Annotated in this window: 16 protein-coding genes; 14 read left to right on the forward strand and 2 right to left on the reverse strand. The window is 63.8% G+C overall.

The genetic code is table 11. The features are described from left to right. The first annotated feature begins 124 nt into the window (after positions 1-124). Entirely contained in the window at positions 125-1963 is a 1839-nt protein-coding gene (locus EN852_RS01365) for a M3 family oligoendopeptidase (RefSeq protein ID WP_189545650.1), read from the forward strand. A gap of 65 nt (positions 1964-2028) precedes the next feature. Here EN852_RS01365 and EN852_RS01370 read toward each other — a convergent pair whose 3' ends face one another. Beyond that, the gene (locus EN852_RS01370; protein WP_127874615.1) at positions 2029-2268 is read right to left on the reverse strand and encodes a hypothetical protein; all 240 of its coding nucleotides are present in this window, start codon (positions 2266-2268) and stop codon (positions 2029-2031) included. A 45-nt stretch (positions 2269-2313) separates the two neighbouring features. Here EN852_RS01370 and EN852_RS01375 point away from each other — a divergent pair, with 45 nt between their 5' ends. From EN852_RS01375 to EN852_RS01420, 10 genes are all read left to right on the forward strand, one after another. Next, the gene (locus tag EN852_RS01375) at positions 2314-3015 is read left to right on the forward strand and encodes a proton-conducting membrane transporter (protein WP_127874616.1); all 702 of its coding nucleotides are present in this window, start codon (positions 2314-2316) and stop codon (positions 3013-3015) included. Between the two features lie 153 nt (positions 3016-3168). Next, a complete protein-coding gene (locus EN852_RS01380) occupies positions 3169-4314 on the forward strand; it encodes an aminodeoxychorismate synthase component I (RefSeq protein WP_127874617.1) in 1146 nt (381 codons plus the stop codon). Then, positions 4263-4925 carry an aminotransferase class IV family protein gene (locus EN852_RS01385; protein ID WP_127874618.1) on the forward strand — a complete coding sequence of 221 codons (663 nt, stop codon included), beginning with the start codon at positions 4263-4265 and terminating at the stop codon, positions 4923-4925. The genes EN852_RS01380 and EN852_RS01385 overlap by 52 nt, the downstream gene beginning before the upstream one ends. Positions 4926-4964: 39 nt before the next feature. Further along, positions 4965-5900: a DUF3445 domain-containing protein gene (locus tag EN852_RS01390; protein ID WP_127874619.1), complete on the forward strand. Its 936-nt coding sequence runs from the start codon at positions 4965-4967 to the stop codon at positions 5898-5900. Positions 5901-6032: 132 nt separating this feature from the next. Then, positions 6033-7478, forward strand: a complete 1446-nt coding sequence (locus tag EN852_RS01395) for a homospermidine synthase (RefSeq protein ID WP_127864261.1) — start codon at positions 6033-6035, stop codon at positions 7476-7478. An 86-nt stretch (positions 7479-7564) separates the two neighbouring features. Next, on the forward strand, positions 7565-7939 hold the full coding sequence (locus EN852_RS01400) for a hypothetical protein (protein WP_127864260.1): 375 nt from the start codon (positions 7565-7567) through the stop codon (positions 7937-7939). A gap of 188 nt (positions 7940-8127) precedes the next feature. After that, positions 8128-10140, forward strand: a complete 2013-nt coding sequence (locus EN852_RS01405; RefSeq protein ID WP_127874620.1) for a bifunctional UDP-sugar hydrolase/5'-nucleotidase — start codon at positions 8128-8130, stop codon at positions 10138-10140. Positions 10141-10282: 142 nt separating this feature from the next. Next, a complete protein-coding gene (gene hemH, locus EN852_RS01410; RefSeq protein ID WP_127874621.1) occupies positions 10283-11347 on the forward strand; it encodes a ferrochelatase in 1065 nt (354 codons plus the stop codon). A gap of 134 nt (positions 11348-11481) precedes the next feature. Continuing rightward, complete coding sequence (locus EN852_RS01415) at positions 11482-12432, forward strand: SPFH domain-containing protein (protein WP_127874622.1); 951 nt, start codon at positions 11482-11484, stop codon at positions 12430-12432. Between the two features lie 29 nt (positions 12433-12461). Next, complete coding sequence (locus EN852_RS01420; RefSeq protein WP_127874623.1) at positions 12462-12926, forward strand: NfeD family protein; 465 nt, start codon at positions 12462-12464, stop codon at positions 12924-12926. Positions 12927-13079: 153 nt separating this feature from the next. On the opposite strand, the gene EN852_RS01425 is transcribed toward EN852_RS01420, so the two are convergent. Further along, a complete protein-coding gene (locus EN852_RS01425) occupies positions 13080-14081 on the reverse strand; it encodes a KpsF/GutQ family sugar-phosphate isomerase (protein ID WP_127864816.1) in 1002 nt (333 codons plus the stop codon). Between the two features lie 173 nt (positions 14082-14254). Between EN852_RS01425 and EN852_RS01430 the strand changes: the two genes are divergently transcribed. The 3 genes from EN852_RS01430 (at position 14255) to EN852_RS01440 (ending at position 17735) form a co-directional block, all read left to right on the forward strand. Beyond that, entirely contained in the window at positions 14255-16054 is a 1800-nt protein-coding gene (locus EN852_RS01430; RefSeq protein ID WP_127874624.1) for an outer membrane beta-barrel protein, read from the forward strand. Between the two features lie 219 nt (positions 16055-16273). Continuing rightward, entirely contained in the window at positions 16274-16804 is a 531-nt protein-coding gene (locus EN852_RS01435; RefSeq protein ID WP_245519474.1) for a TetR/AcrR family transcriptional regulator, read from the forward strand. A 112-nt stretch (positions 16805-16916) separates the two neighbouring features. Next, complete coding sequence (locus EN852_RS01440; protein WP_127864253.1) at positions 16917-17735, forward strand: alpha/beta hydrolase; 819 nt, start codon at positions 16917-16919, stop codon at positions 17733-17735. The last annotated feature ends 220 nt before the right edge of the window (positions 17736-17955 follow it).

Below are 17955 nucleotides of genomic sequence, written 5' to 3' on the forward strand. Positions count from 1 at the left end.
CATGGATCATCTTGGCACAGGGTTCTAAATAAGGTTTCAAAAAACCCGGTGAACGAATTCCTTAGGATTTGACCGGCTTCCTCCTTCCCTCTGATTTGGCATCGATTCAAAGAAGGTATTGCTGATGCGCATGGAGTTTGGTCAGCGGCTTGTGGCGACAGCGTCCGGACACGGCGCGGCGGAGCTTGGCGATCTGCCGGAGTGGAATCTCGCCGATCTCTATTCCGGCATGGAAGCGCCCGAATTGAAGCGCGACATCGCCAAGGCGGCCAGCGACGCCGTCGCCTTCGAGACCCGCTGGAAAGGCACGCTGGCCGCGGAAGCCGGGCGCGGCGGCGCCGGCCGGCTGGGCGAGGCGCTGCAAGCCTATGAGGCGATCGAGGAACTGATCGGCCGCATCGTCTCCTATGCCGGCCTCGTCTATGCCGGCAACACCGCCGATCCGCAGCGCGCCAAGCTCTACGGCGACGTCCAGGAAAAGATGACGGACGCGAGCGCCCATCTTCTGTTCTTCGCGCTCGAGCTCAACCTGATCGATGATGCGGCGATCGAGAGCGCTCTGGCCGCCGACAAGGCCTTCGGCCACTACCGGCCCTGGGTACTCGACCTCAGGAAGGACAAGCCCTACCAGCTCGAGGATCGCGTCGAGCAATTGTTTCACGAAAAGTCGGTCACCGGTCGCGGCGCCTGGAACCGCCTGTTCGACGAGACGATGACCGACCTGCGCTTCGACGTCGACGGCGAGGAACTGACGCTTGAGCCGGCGCTCAACCGCCTGCAGGATTCGGATGGCGAAGTGCGCCGCCGCGCCTCAGAGGCGCTCGCGGCAACCTTCCGCAAGAACCTGCGCACCTTCACGCTCATCACCAACACTTTAGCCAAGGACAAGGAAATCTCCGACCGCTGGCGTGGCTTTCAGGATATCGCCGACTCGCGCCACCTCGCCAACCGCGTCGAGCGCGACGTGGTCGACGCGCTGGCGGCGGCCGTGCGTGAGGCCTATCCCAGGCTGTCGCACCGCTACTACGCGATGAAGGCGCGCTGGCTCGGCATGGAAGTGATGAACCACTGGGACCGCAACGCGCCGCTGCCGGAGACGCCGAAGGCGGTGATCCGCTGGGATGACGCCAGGGACACGGTGCTCTCCGCCTATCAACGCTTCTCACCCGACATGGCCGAAATCGCGCGCGGTTTCTTCGATCGCAGATGGATCGACGCGCCGGTGCGGCCGGGCAAGTCGCCCGGCGCCTTCGCCCACCCGACCGTGCCGTCGGCGCATCCTTATGTGCTGCTCAACTATATGGGCAAGCCGCGCGACGTGATGACGCTGGCGCATGAGCTCGGCCATGGCGTGCATCAGGTGCTGGCCGCCGGCCAGGGCGCCCTGATGGCCTCGACGCCGCTGACGCTGGCCGAGACTGCCTCCGTCTTCGGTGAGATGCTGACCTTCCGCTCGCTGCTCGAGCAGACCAGTGACAGACGCGAGCGCAAAGCCATGCTCGCTCAGAAGGTCGAGGACATGATCAACACGGTCGTGCGCCAGATCGCCTTCTACGAGTTCGAGCGCAAGGTCCATACCGAGCGCAAGAACGGCGAGCTGACCTCGGACAGGCTCGGCGAATTCTGGCTGGAGGTGCAGGCCGAGAGCCTGGGGCCGGCGATCAAGCTGCGCGAGGGCTATGAGGTCTTCTGGACCTATATCCCCCACTTCATCCATTCGCCCTTCTATGTCTATGCCTATGCCTTCGGCGACTGCCTGGTGAACTCGCTCTACGCAGTCTACCAAAATGCCGAGCGCGGCTTTCAGGAGAAGTATTTCGAGATGCTGCGCGCCGGCGGCACGAAGCATCACTCCGAACTCCTGGCGCCCTTCGGCCTCGACGCCACCGATCCCGCGTTCTGGCAGATCGGCCTTGGCGTGATCGGTTCGCTGATCGACGAGTTGGAAGCGCTGGACGAGTGAACAGCAACGAAGCGTGCATCGATAGCTATAGTTTAGCCGAGACGCATATTAGCCGGACTCTATTCTTAGTAAATAGCTGTTCTTGAATAACTCTCCGGCGCATTTTCAACTGGCTTTCGACAAGCCATATGATAGCGTCCGGCCTCAAGCTCAGCCGGACGCATCGCGCAGGCCAGAGATGCCTGCCGCTCCGCTACGGCGAATGCGATGATGGCCGTCGGTCCGGACAAGACCGAAACGCCGATGGCTCGATTGAAGCCGGCGGTTCCACCGAACACGGAACCTTTGACGATCATTGGCGGCAAGCGTGCCCTCCCAGCCGCGGCCGACGGATCGGACTGGAGAGGGAAATGAGCACTTTCTTCTACATGCTCCTGGCGTTCGTTGTGGGTATCCTGGTTGGCTGGTTCATCTGGGGCCGCCTGCGCGGCGAGCTCGACAGTCTGCGCGGCGATCTCGATCGCACGCGAAGCGAACGCGACAGGCTGAAGGCCGACAGCGACCGGCTGAAGGGCGAGCTCGATGCCTGCGGCCGTGCCCGCGCCGATCTCGAAAGCCGGCTAAGCGGAGCGCCTGCCGCCAAGGCAGGCGCCGCCAAGGCCGCCACGCCGGCCCCGGCGGCGCTGGTCTCGACACCGACGGCCGCGACTTCGGCAGAGGCCGCGCCGGCGAAGCCGGCCGCCGCGAAGAAGCCGGCAGCCACGAAAACTGCAGCAGCGAAGCCCGCAGCCAAGGCAGCCGCGCCGAAGAAGCCAGCTCCCGCCAAGAAGACCGCCGCGCCGAAGGCCGCGACAGCCAAGGCCGACAATCTGCGCCGCCTCATCGGCATCGGCCCGGTCAACGAGAGGCTGCTCAAGGGCCTGGGCGTCACCACCTATGCCCAGATCGCCGCCTGGACCGACGCCGACGTCAAACGCATCGAGGAGGTGCTCAATTTCGACGGCCGCATCGCGCGCGAGAAATGGATCGAGCAGGCGAAATTGCTTGCCGCCGGCGACGAGGCCGGGTTCGCCAGGCAGTTCCCGACGGCTGGAACCGCCAATAACACGTGATGAACGAGCCTATTGGCCGCAGGCGGCGCCCGCACGGGCGCCGTCTTTGTTTTGGGGCCGGACGCCTTTGCGCCGCCCGACGCCGCTCCCTCGATTGCGCCTCGCCGGTCCCCCATATAGAGCGATCGACTGAATTGTCCGCTTTCAAGGCTCATGTCCCTGCCCGCAGCCATTTTCCGCAACGACGAGAGCGCGCGTCAGCTGGTGTTCGACCGGCCGCACGAGATCATTCTCGCGCGCACTGCGGAGGAGTTCGTGCCGGCGCTCGAGCGAGCCCAGGCCGCCTCCGACTCCGGCAAATGGCTGGCGGGTTATTTCTCCTACGAGGCCGGCTACCTGCTCGAGCCGAAACTGGTGCCGCTGCTGCCCGAGGGCCGCCGCGCGCCCTTGGTCTGCCTCGGGATCTTCGATGCGCCTGTCGACCAGGCGGTGCCGCAAAGCGCCGGGCCCGCCAGCAACGGCCCGATCTTCGATGCGAGGGCAACATGGTCCGCCGAGGACTATGCCGGCCGTTTCGCGCGCCTTCACAATCACATCCGCAAGGGTGACTGTTACCAGGGCAACCTTACCTTCCCGGTCCATGCGCAATGGTCCGGCGATCCGCTTGCCGCCTTCGACGCGCTGACCGAGCGCCAGCCGGTCAAATATGGCGCGCTGATCTCGCTCGGCGATCCGGTCGTTCTGTCGCGCTCGCCCGAACTGTTTTTCGAAATCGACGCCGACGGCATGATCGAAACGCACCCGATGAAGGGTACGGCTCCGCGCGGCGCGACCAAGGCCGAGGATGCCCGGCTGAAGGCCTTCCTGCGCAACGACGAGAAGAACCAGGCCGAGAACCGCATGATCGTCGACCTGTTGCGCAACGACATCTCGCTGATCAGCGAAGTCGGCACGCTGGACGTGCCGGAATTGTTCCGCATCGAGTCCTATCCGACCGTGCACCAGATGGTCAGCCGCGTGCGGGCGAAGCTTCTGCCGGACATCGGCATCCGCCAGGTCTTCGCCGCGCTCTTCCCTTGCGGCTCGATCACCGGTGCGCCGAAGATCCGCGCCATGGAAATCCTGCACGAGTTGGAAGACGCGCCGCGCGACGTCTATTGCGGCGCCATCGGCTGGATCGCGCCGGGCGGCAGGATGCGTTTTTCGGTGGCGATCCGCACCATCTCGCTCTTTGCTGACGGCGAGGCGGTCTACAATGTCGGCGGCGGCGTCGTCTTCGATTCCACCGCCGAGGAGGAGTATCGGGAGTGTCTGTTGAAAGCGCGCTTCGCGACGGGAATGGTGCCGGCTTCGAGCTGATCGAGACCATGCGCTGGGAGCCTGGTTCCGGCTTCCTGCGCTTCGAGCGACACCTCGCCAGGCTTTATGCGTCCGCCGCCGAACTCGGCTTCGCCTGCGATCCCGAACGCATCGGCGAAGTGCTTTCGAACGCCGTCGACGGACAGCTGATTGCTTTGCGCGTGCGCCTTGCCTTGCAGCACAACGGCGAAGCGACGGCTGCCGCTCAAGCCTATGAACCGCTGCCCGCCGACAAGGTCTGGCGGCTGCAGCTGGCGCGGATCCGGCTCGATTCCACCAACATGCTGCTGCGCCACAAGACCAGCCTGCGTCAGGTCTACACGCATGCCCGCGCGGAATATCTCGCCACCCGCGCCGATGAAGTGCTTTTAGCCAACGAGCGCGGCGAGCTCTGCGAGGGCACCATCACCAATCTCTTCGCCGATTTCGGCGACGGCCCGCTCGCCACGCCCCGGCTCGACTGCGGCCTTTTGCCTGGAATATTGCGCGGCGAGCTTCTGGACGAAGGCCGCGCCGTGGAAGCGATCTACAGCTTCGACGACTTGAAGGCGGCGAAGGCGATCTTCGTCGGCAACTCGCTGCGCGGGCTGATCCCGGCGCGGCTTGGCTGACCGGGCTGGAGACATAAACTGGATAACAACCAAACAGGCATGACCGTCCGCCACCCGACCCATACGCCCTATGACGGATCCTCGAAGCTCTTCACCATCGGGTTGAAGCCGCTCGAATTCGATCGCTGGATCGAGGTCGATGAGTTCCTGCTGCCGCATCTGGCCGAAAAGCAGCGGCTCTACACGGAAATCCCGGAAAGGGTCTTTGTCGAGGAAGACGGTACAAGCGACGCTCAGCGCGAAGTGCTCGACCTGCTCGTCGCCCATCTCGAAGCCGCGCATCCCGACACGCACCGCCGCAACGGAGCCGATCTCGAGCCGGTCGGTTTCGATGGGGCAAGCGACAGACTGCCCCCCGCCTTGCGCGAGGCGCCGCTGGCAAAGGCTTCGCTGCTCGTTCAGGAAGACCTGATCCTGATGCGCCGCGACGAGCACGGCTGGCGGCTCGCCGCCGGCTCGCTGTGCTTTCCTTCATCCTGGTCGCTGCGGGAGAAATTTGGCAAGCCGCTGCAGGAGATCCACCAGCCGGTGCCGGGCTTCGGCCCCGGCACGCGGCCGGCCGAGCTCATCAACCGCATGTTCGACGGACTGCAGGGCCAGGCGGTCGAGCGCTTCAACTGGTCGATCCAGGCGAATGACAGGCTCTATCATCCACTCTCCAACGTCGAGCGCATCGACCGCGCCACCAACCGTCCGAGCCGCTTCCCCGACGGCGACGTCAAAGCCCATGCCTTCATCCGCGTCGAACGCCAGACGCTGCGCAAGCTGCCTGCGTCGCGCGACATCCTCTTTACCATCCGCATCCACCTCGATCCGCTCAAGGTGCTTGATGCGCATCCGGACCGGGCAGCACTGGCGGCCTCATTCGCGGAGCAGCTCCTGGCCCTCGACCAGCAACAGCTCGACTACAAGGGCCTGACCGCCGACCGCGACCGGCTAGTCGAATTCCTCGGCGGCATGGCCCGCACGCCTTAACCAAGGCGCCAGGCTGGCCTAGCCGGCGGTTGGCGCTTTTCGCTGGTTTATGACAATGATCTGTGGTGTAGCGCTTGGCCGTCGGGCCAAAAGCGCCCGGTTTTGCGCGTGTTTGAAGGAGTGTGCGAAAAAATGGCGAATGAAAACTGGCCCGTTTACGGTGAAATCACCGGTCCCGTCGTGATGATCGGCTTCGGCTCGATCGGGCGGGGAACGCTGCCGCTGATCGAGCGCCATTTCAAGTTCGACAAGTCGCGCATGACGGTCATCGACCCGCTCGACACCGACCGCAAGCTGCTCGACGAGCGCGGCATCGCTTTCAAGCAGGACGCTGTGACCGAGAAGAATTACAAGAAGCTGCTCACGCCGCTTCTGACCAATGGCGGCGGCCAGGGCTTTTGCGTCAACCTGTCGGTCGACACGGGTTCGGTGGACCTGATGAAATTGTGCCGCAAGCTCGGCGTGCTTTACATCGACACCGTCGTCGAGCCGTGGCTGGGCTTCTATTTCGACCCCGAGGCCGACAATGCCAGCCGCTCCAACTACGCGCTGCGCGAGGCGATGATCAAGGAAAAGCAGGACAAGCCCGGCGGCCCGACGGCGGTCTCCACCTGCGGCGCCAATCCCGGCATGGTCTCGTGGTTCGTCAAGAAGGCGCTGGTCAACCTCGCCACCGACCTTGGCCTCGAGTTTTCGGAACCCGCGCAGGAAGACCGCGAGGGCTGGGCCAAGCTGATGAGGAAGGCCGGCGTCAAGGGTATCCATATCGCCGAGCGCGACACCCAGCGCACCAAGAAGCCGAAGCCGATGAATGTGTTCTGGAACACCTGGTCGGTCGAAGGCTTCATCTCGGAAGGCCTGCAGCCGGCCGAGCTCGGCTGGGGCACGCATGAAAGCTGGATGCCGAAGAACGGCAAGAAGCACAAGCACGGCTCCAAGGCGGCGATCTATCTGGAGCAGCCCGGCGCCAACACGCGCGTGCGCAGCTGGTGCCCGACGCCGGGCGCGCAATATGGCCTGCTGGTGACGCATAACGAGTCGATCTCGATCGCCGACTTCTTCACCGTGCGCTCGAAGAAGGGCAAGGTCCAATACCGCCCGACCTGCCACTACGCCTACCATCCCTGCAACGACGCCTTGCTGTCGCTGGACGAGATGTTCGGCGCCGCCGGCAAGCCGCAGCCGGTCCACCACGTGCTTGACGAGAACGAGTTGGTCGACGGCGTCGACGAGCTCGGCGTGCTGCTCTACGGCCACGACAAGAATGCCTACTGGTACGGCTCGCAATTGTCTCTGGCCGAGGCGCGCAAGCTCGCCCCCTACCAGAACGCCACCGGCCTGCAGGTCACCTCGGCGGTGCTCGCCGGCATGGTCTGGGCGCTGGAGAACCCGGCGGCAGGCATCGTGGAAGCCGACGAGATGGACTACCGGCGCTGCCTCGAAGTGCAGTTGCCTTATCTCGGGCCGGTCAGGGGATACTACACCGACTGGACGCCGCTGGATAACCGCCCGGGACTCTTCCCCGAGGACCTGGACAAAGACGACCCGTGGCAGTTCCGCAACATTCTGGTCCGATAGCAGGCGGCTTGACGACCCTCACCGCCTTGCAATCGCCCGGAAATCGGGCGATTGAAGGGAGCGGACCGAGGAGAGGATTTTCAAGAATGACCATTGCGCGCAAACTGCTTTCGCTGGGCGCCGCGGCAAGCCTTTTGGCCGCCGCCGCCTGCACAACCACCGGCCCATCGGAACCACCGGCCTCCGCCGCGCCGAAGGGCGTCGAGGGCAACTGGATCGACGCCAAGGGCACGGGCCTGTCGACCTTCGCGGCCGGCAACTTCACCACGGTCGCCACCGACACCGGCCAGAAGCTGTCGGAAGGCAGCTACACCATGACCGGACCGACCTCGGTCGAGATCCACGGCACCTCGCTGATCCGCCAGACGCCCGTCAGCTTCAACTGCCTGATGGTTTCGATCAGCCAGCTCAACTGCACCAGCGCCAGCGGCCAGAATTTCGTGCTGACGCGCCGGGCCTGAGGCTCGCAGACATCAATCCGACAGGATGGCGGCGCGAGCCGCCGTCCTTTTTTGTGCCGGCAAATATCTCCCCGATTTGTGCTTGCATCGACCGGGACCCGATGTGAACATGACCCGAGGCTGACTGTTATTTTCCAGTCAAGCGAAGGCGTTAAGCACTGTCGAAGTCAATTTACCGGGAGACGAAGATGAAGAAGATTGCCGCCATCCTAGCCCTTTCCGCTTCGACGCTTGGCCTGTCGGCCGGCGTGTCCTTTGCCGACTACACGCTGAACATCCTTCATTTCAACGACTGGCACAGCCGCATCGAAGGCAACAACAAATACGAGTCGACCTGTTCCGCCGAAGAGGAGACCAAGGGCGAATGCATCGGCGGCGCTGGCCGGCTGATCACCGCAATCGCTGAGGAGCGTAAGAAGCTCGAAGGGCAGAACGTGCTCTTGCTCAATGCAGGCGACAGTTTTCAGGGCTCGCTGTTCTACACCACCTACAAGGGCGCCGTGGAAGAGGAATTCCTCAACCAGATCAAGCCCGACGCGGTGACGCTCGGCAATCATGAATTCGATGACGGCGAGACAGCACTGGTGCCTTTCCTCGACAAGGCGAAGTTCCCGGTCGTCAGCGCCAATGTCGTGCCCAACGACAAGTCCGGCGCCGCCGGCAAGTTCAAGCCGTCGATCGTCGTCGAGGTCGGCGGCCAGAAGATCGGCATCGTCGGCGCCGTCACCAACGACACGCCGGAACTCGCCTCGCCCGGCCCGAACATCACTATTGCCGACGACGTCAAATCGATCACGGCCGAGGTCGAGAAGCTCAAGGCGCAAGGCATCAACAAGATCATCGCGGTCACTCATATCGGCTACAGGCGCGAACGCGACGTGATCGCCAAGATCCCGGGCATCGACGTGGTGGTCGGCGGCCACAGCCACACGCTTCTTTCCAACACCGACCCGAAGGCCGAAGGCCCCTACCCGACGATGGTCGACAACCCCGACGGCTCCAAGGTGCCGGTCGTGCAGGCCGCGTCCTATTCGAAATATCTCGGCGAGTTCAAGGTCGTGTTCGACGACAACGGTGTCGTCAAGGAAGCCAGCGGCGCCCCGATCTATCTCGACAAGTCGATCACGCCCGATCCCGCCGTGCTCGCCCGCATCAAGGAGCTCGGCGCGCCGATCGAGGCGCTGAAGAACAAAGAGGTGGCCGAGACCACCAAGGCGATCGACGGCAGCCGCGAGAACTGCCGCGCGCGCGAATGCGAGATGGGCGATCTCGTTTCTGATGCCATCCTCGACCGCACCAAGGGCCAGGGCGTCGAGATCGTCATCTCGAATGGCGGCGGCCTGCGCGCCTCGATCGACCAGGGCACGGTGACCATGGGCGAGGTGCTGACCGTGCTGCCGTTCCAGAACACGCTGGCGACCTTCAAGATCTCGGGCAAGGACTTGGTCGCGGGCCTCGAAAACGGTCTCAGCCAGGTCGAGGACGGCGCCGGCCGTTTCCCGCAGGTTGCCGGCCTGAAATACTCTTTCGACAAATCCGCCGCGCCCAATGCCGGCCGCGTCAAATCGGTCGAGGTGATGGAGAACGGCGCCTGGGCGCCGATCAACCCGGACAAGCAGTATCTCGTCGCCACCAACAACTATGTCCGCCAGGGCGGCGACGGCTACAAGGTCTTCGCCGAGAAGGCCACGGACGCCTATGACTACGGCCCAGGCCTGGAGCAGGTGGTGGCCGACTATCTCGGCGCCCATCGCCCATACACGCCGAAGCTTGACGGCCGCATCACCGAGATTGCGGCAACGACTGCAGCGGCTGAGCCGGCCAAGCCTGTGGAACCGGCGAAGCCCGCCGAGACCGCCACCCAGGCGCCCGCTGCCGAGCCTGCAATGCCGGCCATGCCTTCCGGTTCCAGCGACATAGCCGGCACACCACCGGCCGTTCCGGCTGAAACCGCCCTGGCCGCTCCCGCCGAGGCAGCCCCGGCGACCCCTGCTCCCGCCGCCGAGCCGGCAAAGCCCGCTGAAACCAAGCCGGCGGAAACCAGCCACACCGTCGCCGCCGGCGATACCTATTGGGACCTTGCCAGGAAAGCCTATGGCGACGCCACCAAATGGAAGCTCATCTCCGAGGCCAACAAAGACTTCAAGCCGCGCCGCCTGCCGCTCGGCGCGACGCTGACCATCCCGCCGGCCGCGAAATAAGCGGCCGCCCGAAATTCACGACACCGCCCGAAAGCGGGCGGGTGTTCCTTTTTCGCTGCCAGACACGATAAGGTGCGGCCAGACGCAGCATTGAAAACCGGCGGGGCATCGCTAATTTCCGCGGCGCTACCGGAGACCGTTCATGACGCTTGCCAGCCCCGCCGATGCCAAAGCCGCCAAGGCTGTCGGTCCGCTGTCCGCCGACGCCGCACCCGTCAGGCCGGGCAGGATCGGCATCATGCTGGTCAATCTCGGCACGCCGGACGGCACCGACTTCAAGCCAATGTGGCGATATCTCAGGGAATTCCTCTCCGACCCGCGCGTCATCGAGCTCAACAAGGCGATCTGGTACCCGATTCTTTACGGCCTGGTTCTGACCACCCGGCCGAAAAAATCCGGCGCGAACTATGCCAGGATCTGGAACCGGGAGAAGAACGAGTCGCCGCTGCGCACCTTCACCCGCGCTCAAGGACAGAAATTGGCCGCAGCGCTCGCCGACCTGCCCGATGTGGTGGTCGATTGGGCGATGCGCTACGGCAATCCCTCGACCGCAAGCGTCGCGCAAAGACTGGTCGAGCAGGGCTGCGACCGTATCCTGTCCTTCCCGCTCTATCCGCAATATTCCGCAACGACGACGGCGACCGCCAACGACCAATTGTTCCGCGCGCTGATGAAGATCAGAAACGCGCCGGCGATCCGCAGCGTGCCGCCCTATTATGACGAACCGGTCTATATCGAAGCGCTCGCCCGCTCGATCGAGCAGCATATCGCAGCGCTCGATTTCGTGCCGGAAGTGGTGATCACCTCCTATCATGGCATCCCGAAACCCTATTCCGACAAGGGCGACCCCTACCAGACGCATTGCCTGGAGACGACCCGGTTATTGCGGGCAAGGCTCGGCTGGGACGAGAACAAGCTCATCACCACCTTCCAGTCGCGTTTCGGCGCACAGGAATGGCTGCAGCCCTATACCGACGTCACGGTCGAGAAACTGGCCAAGGACGGCATCAAGTCGATCGCCGTCGTCAATCCGGGCTTTTCCGTCGACTGCATCGAGACGCTGGACGAGATCGGCCGCGAGGGAGCCGAGACCTTCCATCATGCCGGCGGCAAGAACTTCGCGCATATCCCCTGCCTCAATGACAGCGCCGAGGGCATGGCGGTCATCGAGGCGCTGGTGCGGCGTGAGCTTTCCGGCTGGGTGTGACCGGCTTCATCGACAGCTCGAAAGCGGTGCGCAAAACCCGCCGCTAACCAATATTGGCGATCACCTGATTGTAACGCTACGGAAACACACTTAAGTGATTCCGTGAGGTCGCCGCCTTTTGAGGGAGAAACGAAATGGGCTTTAGCGGTTTCAGCATCTCGATCATTGTTCTTGTTTTCTTTGTCGTCATCCTCCTTTTCAAGGGCATCAAGACGGTGCCGCAGGGCTACAACTACACAGTGGAACGCTTCGGGCGGTACACCAAGACACTGACCCCCGGCCTGAACATCCTCAACCCGATAGTCGAGCGCATCGGCGCCAAGATGAACATGATGGAACAGGTGCTCGATGTCCCGACGCAGGAGATCATCACCCGTGACAACGCCATCGTCGGCGTCGACGGCATCGCCTTCTTTCAGATCCTCAATGCCGCGCAGGCCGCCTACCAGGTCTCAGGCCTGCAGAACGCCATCCTCAACCTCACCATGACCAACATCCGTACCGTCATGGGCTCGATGGACCTCGACGAATTGCTCTCCAATCGCGACGCCATCAACGAGCGCCTTTTGCGCGTCGTCGACGAGGCGGCGCATCCCTGGGGCATCAAGATAACACGCGTCGAGATCAAGGACATCAATCCGCCGGCCAACCTTATTGAATCGATGGGCCGCCAGATGACGGCCGAGCGCAACAAGCGCGCCCAGATCCTGGCCGCCGAGGGCTTGAAGCAATCGCAGATCCTCGAGGCCGAGGGCCGCCGGGAAGCCGCCTTCCGCGACGCCGAGGCGCGCGAGCGTTCCGCCGAAGCCGAAGCCAAGGCCACACAGGTGGTATCGGAGGCCATCGCCAAGGGCGACGTTCAGGCGCTCAATTATTTCGTCGCCCAGAAATACACCGAGGCGCTGACCAAGATCGGCTCGGCCACGAATAGCAAGATCGTTCTGATGCCGCTTGAGGCCTCCTCGCTGATCGGCACGCTCGGCGGCATCGGCGAAATCGCCAAGGAAGTCTTCAAGGGCGATGGCTCTTCGGGCTCGCAGCGGCAGGCATCCCGCCCGCCGGTCGTCAAGCCCAGCGACAACTGATGTGACGCCGTCTGGGTGGGAGAACATCAATGATCGACCGCATCGTTTCGGAACTCGGCCCGTGGAACTGGATGGTTCTCGGCATCGTGCTCCTTGTGATGGAAGTCGTGGCGCCCGGCGTGTTCATGCTGTGGATCGGCATCGCTGCGCTGATCGTCGGGGCAGTGTCGCTGGCGATCTGGGACGCCGCCTTCTGGACCTGGCAGGTCCAGGTCCTGGCCTTCCTCGTGCTGGCAGTAGTCTCGGCCTATATCGGCAGGCAGATCGCGGTCTCGCGCCAAGGCAGCATCGACCAGCCGCTGCTCAACCGCCGCGGCGCCCAGATGGTCGGCCGGACGGCGACGCTGTCCGAGCCGATCAAGAACGGCCGCGGCCGCATCCGGCTTGGCGACACGCTGTGGCGCGTCTCCGGACCCGACCTGCCGGTCGGCACGCAGGTGCGTGTGACCGGGGCGGCGGACACCGATCTGGAGTTGACCGTGGAGGCTATCTGAGCCGAGCTTCCAAGGGTGCATTGAGATTCAGGTCAGGCCGAGTCGAAAATGGCGGTTTCCGAGAACCGGAGCGGAACGTACTTAAGTACGTGAGCACCGGAAGCGCAGGAAGCCGCCATTTGCAGGCCGGCCTCACCTGAATATCAATGAATCCTAGGCGGCGCCGATGCGCAGCAGATCATGCAGATGCACCAGTCCGACCGGGCGTCCGCCTTCGACGACCATGAGGCTGGTGATTTCGGATGTGTTGATGGTCTGCAGCGCCGTCGCCACCAGCGTGTCCGGGCTGGCCGTCTTCGGCTTCCTGGTCATCACCTGATCGACGCTCATCGTCAGGAGGTCGCTTGCAATGTGGCGGCGGATGTCGCCGTCGGTGACGATGCCGACCAGCGCGCCGTCGGCGCCGGTGATCGCCACGCAGCCGAAACCCTTGCGCGACAATTCCAGGATCGCCTCCTGCATGCCGGTGCCTGAAGGCACCAACGGCAGCCTTTCGCCGACATGCATGATCTCGCGCAGCTGGGTCAGATTGGCGCCGAGCTGTCCGCCAGGATGGAAGGTGCGGAAATGGTCCGGCGTGAAACCGCGCGCCTCGAGCAGCGCGATCGCCAAGGCATCCCCCATGACGAGCTGCAGCAGGGCGGAGGTTGTGGGGGCCAGCCCGTGCGGACAGGCCTCGGGCACGGGCGGCAGCAGCAGCACGACATCGGCGGCCCGCGCCAGCGCCGAGCTCTCGCCCGACGTGATGGCGATCAGCGGGATGGAAAAGCGCCTGGAATAGGCGACGATGCCCATCAATTCCTTGCTCTCGCCCGACCAGGACATGGCAATGATGGCGTCGTCCCGGGCGATCATGCCGAGATCGCCGTGATTGGCCTCCGCCGGATGGACAAAAAAGGCTGGCGTGCCGGTCGAGGCCAGCGTGGCGGCGATCTTGGAGCCGATATGGCCGCTCTTGCCGACGCCGGTGACGATGACGCGGCCGTCAATCCGCGAAATCAGGTCGATGGCCGCCGCAAAGGGCTCGGCCAGTCCGTTTGCGAGCCCGGCGGCCAGGGCCGCCATGCCGGCCTGCTCCGTCGCCACCGTTCTCAGCGCCGATTCGATCGCAGCCTGCCTGTTGGGCTGCTTTCTTTCTGGGGACCCCGCATGCATGGGCGAAGCGATTAGCGCTTTGCCGCGCCCCTGTCCAACAGAATTGTCCAACAGAATTGCCTTGAGCCGCCCCTCGGAAGGCTTTCGAGGGGGCTCTCTCAACCCTCCGTTAACCATCCGCATTTACGGTTCGGTAAGTATGGCGCAACCGCGCCGCGCAAGCAGTGGTGACGATGTCCGGGGGCCAGCCTGAAGCGAAAATCGGTCGGAGGGGCATTGCCGTCGCAGCACTGCTGCTGACGGCGAGCGCGCTTGCCTTGCTGCGTCCGGCGCCGGCATTTTCGCAGGAAACCGAGCTGCGCGGCGAGGTTTCCGAATCGGCGATACTTGCCGACCAGCAGCGCAAGGCCAGGCAATTGCGGGCGCAAGGGTCGCAGGATCAGAACGCTCCCGCCGCGGCCGTCCAGGACACGGCGTCGACGACCTACCAACCGGCAAGCCCCGGCGCCGTTCCCGATGACGACCAGACGGCGGGTGCGTCGGACAGCATCTTCGACCAGCCGCAGGCAGCCACCGATCCACTGGCCGACACGACAGCGCCAACAAAGCCGCGCCGGCCTTCGACGGCAAGGCAGCGCGCTCAGGACGCCAAGACCGACACCAAGGCGAACACCAAGACCGCTGACAAGAAGAAGGCCAAGAAGAAAGCGGGCGAGGCCACTGACAGCACCACCACTGCCGCGACCGCTTCCGCAGGCGACAAGGCTGATGCGGCAGCGGTCGACGACGACAGCAGCAACCGCCGCGCCGTCACCATCGACAGCGTCGACAAGCAGAAGCTCGACCCGGGCCAGGAGCGTACCGGATCGATCGATGGACAGAAGGTCAAGCCGGAGGAAGATCCGTTCGCTGCTCCCGGCGTCAGGATCGGCACGTTTCTGTTCCGGCCGACGCTCGAGCAAGGCTTCACCGCGACATCCAATGCCGATTCCAGCAGCACCGGCAAATCGGCCGTCCTGTCGGAGACTGCGCTGCGTTTCACCGCGACCTCCGACTGGCGCGAGAATTCGGCTTTGATCACCGGTTACGGCCAGTTCCGCAACACCGTCTCGGGCCAAAAGATCAACGACGCGCAGGGCCGCATCGAAGGCCAGCTCAATGTCGATCTCGACAACGAGCTGCGCGCCATCGCCAAGCTAGGTTACGAGGCGGCGCCCGAATCGGCTTCCTCGCCGGATGCGATCGCCGGCGTCACCTCGCAGCCGCTGCGCCAGACCGTGGACGGCAGCCTCGGTCTCGAAAAGACTGTCGGCAAGATGCGCTATGCGCTGACCGGGGCGGTTTCGCATGATTTCTACGGCGATGCCGAGCTCTCCAACGGCACCACCGTGTCGCAGAAGGATCGCGACTCCACGCTCTACACCGCGACCTTGCGCGCTGGTTACGAGGTCTCGCCCGCGCTGACGCCCTTCACGGAGGTCGAGGCCGGCCGGCGCGTCTATGACCTGCGCACCGACACCGACGGCTTCCAAAGGTCCTCGACCAGGCTTGGCGCGCGCGCCGGCCTCGAGCTCGACATGGGCGAGAAGCTGTCCGGCGAGTTCTCCGTCGGCTGGCTGCGCGAAGCGATCGATGACAGCCGCCTGCCGGCGGTGGCCGGCCCAAGCATCAATGCCGACCTCAAATGGTCACCCGAGCGCGGCACCACGATCGGGCTAACCGGCAAGACCAGCGTGGAGACGACAACGAACGCCGGCGAGAGCGGCGATATCCTCTACTCCGGCCGTCTGACCGGCGAGCGCCAAATCCGCGCCAACCTGACGGCGAACACCGCGCTCGGCCTCGACTGGCGCGACTATACCGGCTCCGACGGCCACGACCTGATCCTGAGCGCCGAAGCCGGACTGACCTGGTGGCTCAACCGCTATGCCGGGCTTACCACCCGCGTCAGGACCGAGAAGCTGACCAGCAACCTGGTCGGCCGCGACTACACGGCCAACAGCGTCTATCTCGGTCTGAAGGTCCAGCGCTGAGCGGTAGCGACGGCCAAGCCCATGCCGAGATTCAGGTCGGGCCGAGTCGAGAGCAACGGCTTCCGATAACCGGAGCTGAGCTTACTTAAGATACGTGAGCACCGGAAGCGCCAAAAAAACCGCTTGACGATAATAAGACGACCGGTCATATATTAACCCATGCCTAGACCAGCCAATCCCGAAACGCGATCGCGCCTCCTGGAAAAAGGGGGAGACCTTGTGAGCACCCGCGGCTTCAACGCCACCGGCGTGCAGGAGATCACCGCGGCAGCCGGCGTGCCCAAGGGTTCGTTCTATAATTACTTCGACAGCAAGGAAGCCTTCGCCGTCGCGGTACTGACCGAATATTGGGAGGCGGTTGTCGCTGAGTTTGGGGCCATTTTGAATCAAGGCCAAACGCCACCCTTGTCGCGCATCACGCGCTATTTCGCCGGGCTTGCCGAGTTTCACGAGCGCCGCCGCTATGCGGTCGGCTGCCTGATTGGGAATATGGCGCTGGAGGTCACGCCAACGAGCGAGGATGTGCGGATCAAGCTTGCGGCGATCTATCGCGAGTGGTCGGCCGCGCTTGCCTCATGCCTGCGGGAAGCGCAGGAGAATGGGGAATTGTCGGCCGGAAAGGATCCAGGGCAGCTTGCCGTCGCGCTGATCGACACGTTCGAAGGGGCGGTCATGCGGGCCAAGGTTGAACGTAGCCGGGCGCCCTTCGACAGCTTCGAGCGCTTTGTTTTGCCCTCTTTGCTGACTTAAACATTTTGGGCAATTAATAGACGACTGGTCATCTTAAGTCACTGATCATCGCTGGAACGCCGCGCCAGCGAGCGATGACTCTCATCCGCGGCCAATCGAAAGGAACTGAACAATGCCTACGATCACCACTACAGACGGCGTGAACATCTTCTACAAGGACTGGGGCTCAGGTCAGCCGATCGTCTTCAGCCACGGTTGGCCGCTGACAGCGGACGACTGGGATGCCCAGATGACGTTCTTCCTTCATCACGGGTATCGGGTGATCGCCCACGACCGGCGCGGCCACGGCCGGTCCGACCAGCCCAGCACCGGCAACGACATGGACCACTGGGTTGCCGACCTCGCGGCCCTGACCGAACACCTCAACCTTCGCGACGCGATCCATATCGGGCACTCGACAGGTGGCGGTGAGGTGGCGCGCTATGTCGCTCGCCACCAGGAGCGCGTCGCGAAGGCGGTGCTGGTCGCTTCACTGACGCCGAACATGTACCGGAGCGAGGACAACCCGGCTGGTCAACCGCCGGAGTGGTTCGAAGCGATCCGGGCAGGCGTGCTGGCTAACCGGGCGGAGTTCTACCGTTTCGTTCCTGAGAATCCGTTCTACGGCTACAACCTAGATGGGGCCAAGCCTTCGGAGGCAATCATTGCGAACTGGTGGCGCCAAGGCATGGCCGGCGGTGCCCTCGCTCACTACGCGACTGTCGACTCCTGGCTCGAAGACTATACCGAAGACCTCAAGAAGATCACCGTGCCGGTGCTGGTGATGCACGGCGAGGCCGATCAAGTCGTCCCGTTCGCAAGTTCAGTGCCGCGTGCGGTCAACCTGCTGAAGAACGGGTCGCTGAAGACTTATCCCGGCTATCCCCACGGCATGCTCACCACGCATGCGGATGTCCTCAACCCCGACCTGCTCTCGTTCATCAGGTCTTGACGACATCTCTCGTCCATCATCGTCTATGGTAAACATTTCGGGTTGTGAATTGAGGAGGGTTTGGGTTTCGGCGTCGTGACGAAGGAACGAACAAGAAGCTCAAACCCTCTTCGAAAATTCGTCGGCCAAGGCCCCTATCGAAGCAGCGGCCCTCGCGTCATTGCGAAGCCTTGAGTCCACTCCGTCGTCGGCCTCGCGCCCTGCTCCCTGCCGGCCCCAA

Source organism: Mesorhizobium sp. M2E.F.Ca.ET.209.01.1.1, assembly GCF_004010375.2.
In the GTDB taxonomy this organism is placed as follows: domain Bacteria; phylum Pseudomonadota; class Alphaproteobacteria; order Rhizobiales; family Rhizobiaceae; genus Mesorhizobium.